Below are 7,598 nucleotides of genomic sequence, written 5' to 3' on the forward strand. Positions count from 1 at the left end.
CAACTCCTGCCATAAAGCTTCCGAAGTAAAAAGGTGCACCCGGAGAAATTTTATCCCATAAAAAACCTGCAAACAAACTGGCGGGAAGAAGGCTCAAACCTACGAGGGTATGGTAAACTCCGAATGCAAATCCTCTCGTTTCTTTTTTTGAGAGATCCGCTACAAAGGCTCTTAAAACGCCTTCGGTGAGTGAGTAGTATACACCGTAGAAACCAAAGAGAAGCCACAAAAGGTTCATCTTTGAGGGAGAAATTAGTGCAAATCCCAAGTACACAATGGAATAAAGTAAAAACCCGAGCATTATTGTTTTCACTCTTCCAATTTTGTCAGAAAGCGCGCCCATAGGAGTTGATAGGGCGGCATATAAGACGTTGAAAAGGGTATAAAGAAGTGGAATCCTTTCCTGCGGAAATCCAATGTTTGCACTCCTTAAAATTAAGAAGGTATCGGAAGAGTTGCCAAGGGAGAATATTGTGATTATCAAAAGCAGAATTTTGTATTCCTTCGAAAGATTCTTTAAATTAAGGGAGAAATTTGCTTTCGCCTGGCCTTCTGACGAGGATTTAACTTCCTGAACCATTAAAATTAGGATGATCACTGCGATTGATGCGGGAATAAGAGATAAAAGGAAAATCATTCTTAGGCTTTTTCCCGTATCCCATGTGAATCGTTTTGTAAAAAGAATCAAAAGAGCGGATGCTAAAAGTGGGCCAATTATCGCTCCAATGGTATCCATCGATCTGTGAAATCCGAAACTTTTACCCCTATCTTCAGGTTTAACTGAATCTGCGATGAGCGCATCCCTTGGAGAGGTACGGATACCTTTTCCCACCCTGTCCGCAAACCTGGCAAAGAGAATGTGAAACCATTTTGTAGCAAATCCAATGGTTGGTTTAGCAATGGCAGATAAGCCGTAACCAATAATTACAAGGGGTTTTCTTTTTCTTATTTTGTCGGATATATAGCCTGAGACGGTTTTAAGGAGGCTCGAGGTGGCTTCTGCTATCCCTTCAATGGTCCCAAGAGCAGTGGCACCTGCACCTATAACAGACGAAAGGAAAAGGGGGAGCAGTGGATAGATCATCTCACTGGAAATATCAGTAAAAAGGCTTGTAAGACCCATTGCAACAACATTTTTGCTAAGTTTACGACTTTTTTTCACAGGCATGTGATTATTATAAACAGTAAAACGTGTAAGAAGAAAAATAGAGTTTTGGATGTTTCAAAATATCCATTCTACCGTTGGCTGTGAGGGTTTCCAGGAAAAAACGTAAAGTGAAGGTTAAAATAAAATAAGAAAAGTGGGGAGGGTTTGAATTGATTAAGAGTGTTTTCAAAAATCTATGTCCTAATTGCGGTGGAGATATATCCGCAGAAAGACTTTACGGAGGTCTCGTCTGTGAAAGATGTCTACCTTCCGAGATAAAGGGCGATTTGTGTCAGGAACTTGAGCACGGGAAATTTAAGATCCTGTGCGAAATCCGAAGGGAAGTCCAAAACTGGAAGAATTTTTTCAAAAAGTGCATTGGCTCAGAGCCGTGGAGTTTGCAAACAACATGGGCAATGAGGTTCTTCTTAGATAGGTCCTTTGCCCTGTTAGCTCCTACCGGTGTTGGTAAAACTTCCTTTGGGCTCTCACTGGCTGCCTACCTCGCTCAGCAGGGGAAAAAGTCTTACATTATTCTTCCCACCCGTCTTCTGGTTTACCAGACGGTTAAAAGACTTAAGAGCTTTGGGTTGGAAGAGGCTAAGTTGCTCTATTTCGGAGAGGGAGATAAAAAGGAAGAGCGGGAGAGAAAGTTAAGTCGCTTGAAGAACGGTGATTTTTTGATTCTTGTCACGACTTCAATGTTTTTATATAAGCACTATATAGATATTCCAGCAGGCTTTGATTTTCTTTTCGTTGATGATGTGGATTCTTTTCTTAAAACTGCCCGTAATATTGATAAGGCCTTACTCCTTATGGGATTTTCGGCAGATGATATTGGTCTTGCGATGGAAGTAATAAGATTACAATCAAAGCTTTACAAAACTGAGGAGGACTGGGAGAAAATCAATACTCTTACGCAGAAGTTGAGGGAAATTGAAAAAAAGAGACGTAGGGGTGTTCTCATTGTTTCTTCGGCTACTTCTAATCCTAAGTCCAGTAGAATTAAACTTTTCAGGGAGCTTTTAGGATTTGAGGTGGGAACTCCCACTTTTTATCTCCGTAATGTGGTTGACACCTATGCAGATTTTGGGAGGCTTGAACTCTCTGAATTGGTAAGGAGGCTTGGAAAAGGTGGCCTTGTCTTTGTCCCAGCGGACAGGAAGAAAGAGTTTGTTGATGAAGTCAAGTCTTACTTGGAAGGCAAGGGAATCCGAACTGCAACCTACGAAGAAATTGATGATGAAGCCTTAAAAAAGTTTGAAAGCGGAGAAATTGACGTTTTGGTTGGTATTTCTTCTTACAGGAATGTACTCGCACGAGGGGTGGATCTTCCTCATGTTATTCGTTATGCGATTTTTTATGGAGTTCCTAAAATTGTTCTCTCCCTTAAATTTGAAGAGAATCTCCAACATCTTGTATGGGCATTAAGTTCGTTAAGAACTTTTATTATAAAGAAGTTACCCTTTTACACTGCCAAAATTGATGGATGGCTGATTCAACTTAAGAAACTTCAGTTTATCACGGATGAGGTTTTAAAATCCAACCCAGCGATAAATGAGAAAATAAACACGCTAAGGACGGAAATCGGAAATTTTCTTAATTCTGATGAGATTGTTAATCTGTTGAAGGAGTCAACGGAGGTTATCCTCAGAAAGGATGAAGACGGTTACAAAATGGTGATTTCCGATGTAACCGGGTATTTACAGGCCAGCGGTCGTACTTCTCGGATGTATGGCGGTGGGCTTACAAAAGGATTGTGTGTGCTTTTGGTTGATGATGTGCGGGCATTTAATCATCTTATAAGAAGAGTCAGGTGGTTCAGCGAGGATATAAGTTTTGTTCCCTTTGAAGATGTGAATCTGGAAAAAATCCTTAGCGAAATTGACGCAGACAGGGAAAGGGTGAGGCAGTTTATAAAGGGTAAGTTGGTTTTAAAGGAGAACGAAGACATTTTGAAGCCCATTTTGATTATTGTTGAATCTCCAAATAAGGCGAGAACTATTGCCAACTTCTTTGGAAAGCCAATTAGAAGAAAGATTCACAACCACGACATTCTTGAGACTTCACTGGATGATAAGTATCTAATGATAACCGCTTCTTTTGGACACATCCTTGATTTGAACGAAAAAGAGGGCTACTACGGTGTTTATGTGGATGGGGAAATTAAGCCCGTTTACGAGCCTATTGAGGGGAAGGAGGAGATAATAAATGGTCTAAGATCGGCTTCCTTGGAGAGTTTTGAAGTCTATGTAGCAACCGATCCCGATACCGAGGGTGAAAAGATTGGATGGGACGTAAGATTACTCCTTATGCCTTACGTTAAAAGTATTAAAAGAATGGAGTTTCACGAGGTTACCAAGAAGGCGATCATTAATGCAATAAGGAATCCGAGGGACTTCGACGAGGACTTGGTTAAGGCTCAGATTGTGCGCCGAGTGGCCGATAGATGGGTGGGGTTTGAATATTCACAACTTTTGCAAAAGGCTTTCGGTAAGAGCAATCTATCTGCTGGAAGAGTTCAAACACCTGTTCTTGGGTGGATTATTGAAAGGGAAAAACTGGTTAAACAAAAGATTTACAGGGTAGGTATTGAAATTTCTAAGGACCAAAGAAAGTTTTCAGTAGATATAGATTTTGAAGACGAAAGGGAGGCGAAAAAGTTTTTCCAGAAACTTGATTTGGTGGAGATAAGCATAAAGGAAGAGAAGGAAGAAGTTAAGAATCCTCTACCTCCTTTCAGAACCGATACGATGCTCAAAGAAGCCAGTGACAAGTTCAAATTCTCTTTGCCAAAAACAATGGAACTTGCGCAGGACCTTTTTGAGCTCGGTTATATTACTTATCACAGAACCGATTCCACAAGGGTTTCTGATGTGGGTATGGGAGTTGCGAGGGAATTTATAGAAGAAAATTTCGGTAAGGGGTATTTTCACCCGAGGAGTTGGGGCGAGGGGGGAGCCCATGAGTGCATAAGACCAACCAGAGCTATAGAAGTTGAAGACTTGAGGTCTTTAATTTTGAGCGGACAGTATGAAACATTAAGTTTTGATCATTTAAGGCTTTATGAACTCATCTTTAACAGGTTTATTGCTTCCCAGATGAGACCCATTAAGGTAAAGGTTAAAGTAGCGGAAGTTAAAGCCTTAGATAGAAAGGTTGAGAAAACTCTGGTTACAGAAGTGCTGGAGGATGGTTGGAATAAGGTTCAGCCTTTGGAACTTCATCCTGATATTTATGGGAAAGTAGATGTGCAAAACGCAAAAACGATGAAAATGCTGCCCAAAGCTTATCCTTTTACACATGGAGAACTGGTCTTTACGATGAAAGAGAGGGGTATAGGAAGACCTTCTACTTATGCGACGATAATCGCGAAGCTTATAGAAAGAAGGTACGTAGTAGAAAAAGGGGGATATCTATTTCCAACTCCTATGGGTAAGAGGGTCTATTACTTTTTGAATAGTTTGGAAGGGGTAAAGAAGTTTCTTTCCGAGGAATTTACAAGGGTTTTGGAAGAGCTTATGGATCAAGTGGAAGTTGGAAAGAAAGAGTATCGGGAGATTTTGATTGACCTTTACAGGGAGATAAGAAGTGAGAGGCGGGATTGATTCCAGGAATTTTTGCATTGAATGGGTGTGGAAGATTGTTAAGATTTTTTGAGACACTTTAGCAGTTTTTGGAATCGCTAAAAGTTCATTAAATCAAGGATTTTAATCATCAATCCTTTACTTTAAAATTTTCTCGTTTTTTTTATTTAGCTAACATTTCTTATAAGGTGCCCGATGCGGGAGATATCCTTAAATTTCCATTATTTTGTTTCTTCCGAGTTTTAGGTCCGTGTCATCGCCCTGATTCTCTTTTCAGCTTCTTCTGGGGTGATTTCACCGCGTTCCAACTGCTCTAAAATCTCGGAGATTTTATCCTTTGAGACCGCCGGTTCTATCCCTATTTTTTTCAGAAATTCTTCAAATCTCTGTCGAGCAGTTGGATATGATATTTTCAGGATTTTTGCTACCTCAGAAAGATTTCCCCTCGTTTTTAGGAAGAGATAGAGCATTTCCATTTCCTTATCGTCGAGGTCGCATAACATGGGAATTTCAAAGTTGCCTTCTACCCTTGCTTTGCACGACGGACACTCCAGCGTTTTAATTATCAGTTTTGCACCGCATCCCGGGCACCTTGTGGGTAATTTAGCCATAGCTATTTTATACTCTTTATTTTCTTTTCTGCTTCTTCAGGTGTTATTTTACCAGCCTCAAGGTCTTTTATCACACTGTTAATTTTCTTTTTTACATTCCTTCGGGATTTTTTGAAAAGGGGCCTTAAAACAATAAGAAGTCCAAGGTAGATGAGAAGCCAGGGCCAGTCTCTGCCCCAATTTATGTATGGAAGCAGGCCCATATTCCCAAGCCATATGAAAAGTCCAAGGGCTACGAAGAAGATTCCTATTTTAAGTCCACCACGAATCTTTTTCGAGGCGAGAATCAGAGTAAAAAAGGTTACTATAACTAACAGTAAAAGTATGCTGAGGACTTCTATCATTTTTCATCCTCCTTCTCCGTTTTGTTTTTTTCGCGCCTGTACCAGATGCGAAGTTTGTCATTTCCTTCTAAATAAGAAATAAGTGATAGTAACCCTATAATTACAAGGATTAGAGGCCAATCTCTCCCCCATTGCCATGAGAACACACCTATTTTATTGAGCCATATCAGAAGCCCAATGATTATGAGCAGTATGCCACTACTGATCATTTTTACCTCCTTTGTTTTTGTATATTAAAATTTTCCACGATTTGTTGTGAAAATTTTACTCGATTGATATTTTAACCACGTCGCCATCTTCGCTGTTAATGTCTACTATGGTTCCGTTGGCGCCTTCCTCAATTGTTGTTATAAGTTGGTTAAGGTCTATCTCATGCTGTTCAAGGGTTGCTTTTGCGTCCTTGGGGATGAAGCTGGAGAGGAATTTCACGAGGCCGAGAGGTATGGTGATGTTTACATTATCACCATCAGAGTCACGAACAGTTATTTTGATGAATTTTCCAGTTTTAGGTGTACTAAGTGCTTCCCCCATGGCGTCAAGCAGTTTTGCTGCCTGCTCGGCAGTAAGCTTTCCCTCCTCAACCATTTTTAGTATTCTTATGACTTCCTCCTTCATTACTGTTCCTCCTCAAATTTGAGGGTAAAGTCTCCCCCAACAGTTTTAATAAAGACCTCCCTGTGATTTTCATCACCAAAAACGTAGGAGTCTCCAGATTTTTGCATTTCAGGTGGAAGTTCTATATCTCCACCAATAGCCTTAAGTTGCAGTTTTAGTGGGCTTTTTCTGGTTTTAATTTCAATATCGCCACCTGCTATCTTACATGTTAGTTTGTTAAAATCAACGTTTCCTTCGACGTCCCCACCTTTCATATCTATCTGGATTTCCTGATAAAAGCCTTTGATTTTAACATCGCCACCGAGAATGTAAAGATTTAATTTTGTGTTCTGCGGAACTTTAAGCTCTCCATCTTTTATGAGTGTTATGTTTAATACCTCTTCTGCGATGTTGTACTGTCCTTTAAAAAAGGCAATTATCTTTTCTTCTTCTGAGGGTTTAATTTCCAGATCACCACCCAGAACCTTTACTCTAAGCTCTTTTATGTTCTCAAAGATTTCTGATTTGAATTCTTGAGGACCATGGAGACCGAATTCAAAGGCTGAGTTAATGGAAGTTTTTACCGTTTCTCCTACCGTTGTGAATACCTCATTTAGCACATCGGATATGATGTTTAGTCCCATAGATTTTTCTATTGTTCTCATTTTTTCCTTTTCCGACTGTTCCTTTTGAGATTGGGCTTCCCTTATTGCCCTGATAAGCCTTTCGGCTTGTTCAGGGGAGATTTTTCCCTGTTCCAGGAGATCCAGCACTTTTTTGATTGCTTCTTCCATTTTTTACCTCCGGTAGTTTATAAATTATAAAAATTATTTTAAGTTTTGTCAAGTCGTTTTTAAATTTTATAAAATTTGAAGTCGACCTCGAGGTAAACGCCGTGGATGATTGTGCTGAAGTGCGTTTTTATTCCATAAGTGCAGTAAATTTTGTTATCCCATACTGCTTCTTCGCTTTTGAGATTTGGATTTCGTAGGCATACTGACAAGCATCAAGACAACTTTTGGTGTTTTTGAGGTGAATAGTATTAACGTGATTTTTGTAAATGATTCTCCAGAATGTTCAGCATTTTTTGGGCGACATAGCTAAACTTCTTTGCTTCTTTGATTGTTATATAGTTTTGTTCAAATCCTTGGCTGTGTAGTTTCCATGCAATCGCCCACATATCTTCAATGGATTCATCAATTTTGTAAATCGGGTCATGGGATAATCTGTAAGCGGCTTTGTTTAGATAATAGATGCTCCAAAATTTAATTTTCTTTGCTTCTTCATATTCGGGCAATCTCTTATGTTCAGCCAG

8 protein-coding genes are annotated in these 7,598 nt (G+C 39.7%); 1 reads left to right on the forward strand and 7 read right to left on the reverse strand.

All coding sequences use genetic code 11. The features are described 5' to 3' along the window. Window positions 1-1,168: MFS transporter (locus QMD82_08220; GenBank protein ID MDI6851901.1), on the reverse strand; the 1,168-nt coding region annotated here is incomplete at its 3' end. A gap of 149 nt (window positions 1,169-1,317) precedes the next feature. Between QMD82_08220 and rgy the strand changes: the two genes are divergently transcribed. Continuing rightward, window positions 1,318-4,755, forward strand: coding sequence for a reverse gyrase (gene rgy, locus QMD82_08225; protein ID MDI6851902.1), 3,438 nt, complete (start codon window positions 1,318-1,320; stop codon window positions 4,753-4,755). A 221-nt stretch (window positions 4,756-4,976) separates the two neighbouring features. Here the strand turns inward: rgy and QMD82_08230 are convergent, their stop codons facing one another. From QMD82_08230 to QMD82_08255, 6 genes are all read right to left on the reverse strand, one after another. Further along, complete coding sequence (locus QMD82_08230; protein ID MDI6851903.1) at window positions 4,977-5,345, reverse strand: DUF2089 domain-containing protein; 369 nt, start codon at window positions 5,343-5,345, stop codon at window positions 4,977-4,979. Window positions 5,346-5,347: 2 nt separating this feature from the next. Beyond that, entirely contained in the window at window positions 5,348-5,689 is a 342-nt protein-coding gene (locus QMD82_08235) for a hypothetical protein (GenBank protein ID MDI6851904.1), read from the reverse strand. After that, the gene (locus tag QMD82_08240; GenBank protein ID MDI6851905.1) at window positions 5,686-5,898 is read right to left on the reverse strand and encodes a DUF5668 domain-containing protein; all 213 of its coding nucleotides are present in this window, start codon (window positions 5,896-5,898) and stop codon (window positions 5,686-5,688) included. Before QMD82_08240 ends, QMD82_08235 begins: the two co-directional genes overlap by 4 nt. Window positions 5,899-5,953: 55 nt before the next feature. Then, on the reverse strand, window positions 5,954-6,304 hold the full coding sequence (locus QMD82_08245) for a hypothetical protein (GenBank protein ID MDI6851906.1): 351 nt from the start codon (window positions 6,302-6,304) through the stop codon (window positions 5,954-5,956). Beyond that, the gene (locus tag QMD82_08250) at window positions 6,304-7,077 is read right to left on the reverse strand and encodes a DUF4097 family beta strand repeat-containing protein (protein ID MDI6851907.1); all 774 of its coding nucleotides are present in this window, start codon (window positions 7,075-7,077) and stop codon (window positions 6,304-6,306) included. The genes QMD82_08245 and QMD82_08250 overlap by 1 nt, the downstream gene beginning before the upstream one ends. A gap of 248 nt (window positions 7,078-7,325) precedes the next feature. Then, a partial coding sequence (locus tag QMD82_08255) for a PaREP1 family protein (GenBank protein ID MDI6851908.1) occupies window positions 7,326-7,598 on the reverse strand: 273 nt, incomplete at its 5' end.

The organism is bacterium (assembly GCA_030019025.1).
Taxonomy (GTDB): Bacteria; Hydrothermota; Hydrothermia; order UBA1063; family UBA1063; genus UBA1063.

Bases quoted from the DNA above. Each gene is read 5' to 3' on its own strand.
- QMD82_08230 (MDI6851903.1), bottom strand. From the start codon at position 5,345: ATGGCTAAATTACCCACAAGGTGCCCGGGATGCGGTGCAAAACTGATA.
- QMD82_08235 (MDI6851904.1), bottom strand. From the start codon at position 5,689: ATGATAGAAGTCCTCAGCATACTTTTACTGTTAGTTATAGTAACCTTT.
- QMD82_08240 (MDI6851905.1), bottom strand. From the start codon at position 5,898: ATGATCAGTAGTGGCATACTGCTCATAATCATTGGGCTTCTGATATGG.
- QMD82_08245 (MDI6851906.1), bottom strand. From the start codon at position 6,304: ATGAAGGAGGAAGTCATAAGAATACTAAAAATGGTTGAGGAGGGAAAG.
- QMD82_08250 (MDI6851907.1), bottom strand. From the start codon at position 7,077: ATGGAAGAAGCAATCAAAAAAGTGCTGGATCTCCTGGAACAGGGAAAA.